This window comes from Burkholderia sp. Bp8984 (assembly GCF_003853755.1).
Lineage (GTDB): Bacteria > Pseudomonadota > Gammaproteobacteria > Burkholderiales > Burkholderiaceae > Burkholderia.
In genome coordinates, this window is the sequence record NZ_QTQN01000101.1 from 1 (window position 1) to 773 (window position 773).

At 66.1% G+C, this 773-nt stretch carries 1 protein-coding gene and 1 pseudogene; both read right to left on the bottom strand.

Going from position 1 to position 773, the window contains the following annotated elements; translation table 11 throughout:
• Positions 1-186 precede the first annotated feature (186 nt).
• A complete protein-coding gene (locus tag DID98_RS35510) occupies positions 187-354 on the bottom strand; it encodes a DUF1427 family protein (RefSeq protein ID WP_044847131.1) in 168 nt (55 codons plus the stop codon).
• Positions 355-524: 170 nt separating this feature from the next.
• Positions 525-773: pseudogene (locus DID98_RS35515) on the bottom strand (hydrolase); the annotation flags it as partial.

The window sequence follows — 773 nt, forward strand, 5'->3', positions numbered from 1 at the left end:
ACCTTCGTCGCGCGGCCCGCGAGCGGCATCACGTCCGCGTCGCTGCCGACCGCGACGAAGCGGCCGTCCTTGATCGCGACGGAGGTCGCGACGGGATTCGCGCGGTCGAGGGTCGTGAATCGTCCGTTGTGGAGGATCAGATCCGGTTGAGTCCCGGTTGCGGTCATATGCATCACCTCGCTTCGATCAGAAGCCAAAGAGCTGTTTGAGGGTGGGGATGGCCTGCACGCCGATCACCATGCCGAGCAACCCGACAAGGGCAATCAGCGGCGGTGCCGGGGAGCGCACCTTGATGGCGCTGTAAATGACACCGATCAGCAAGCCCGCACCAAGGGAAACCAGATAGGGTTCCATACGATCAATTTCTCGGACTGGTTGGAGAGCAGGTCCTGACGTCCCGGCCAACATGCCGCGGACGGCATCCGTGATTCGTTCACGGTCCGCCGTCCGCGGCAACGGAGCCGGCGCGGCGCGTTCACATCGAACCCGCCGCACCGGCATCGACGGTCGCAGACCGTCCGCGCTTACTTCGCCGGAACGGCCGGGATCGACTCGTGCGGCGTCGCGGTGCGCTGCGGTGCCTTGTGGACCATCGTGTACGCGTAGTCGACGCCCATGCCATACGCGCCCGAATGCTCCTTCGCGATCGCCATCACGGCGTCGTACGTCTCGCGGTGCGCCCAGTCGCGCTGCCATTCGAGCAGGACCTGCTGCCACGTGACCGGCACCACGCCGGCCTGCACCATGCGCTGCATCGCGAAATCGTGCGCGGC

Bases quoted from the DNA above. Each gene is read 5' to 3' on its own strand.
- DID98_RS35510 (WP_044847131.1), bottom strand. From the start codon at position 354: ATGGAACCCTATCTGGTTTCCCTTGGTGCGGGCTTGCTGATCGGTGTC.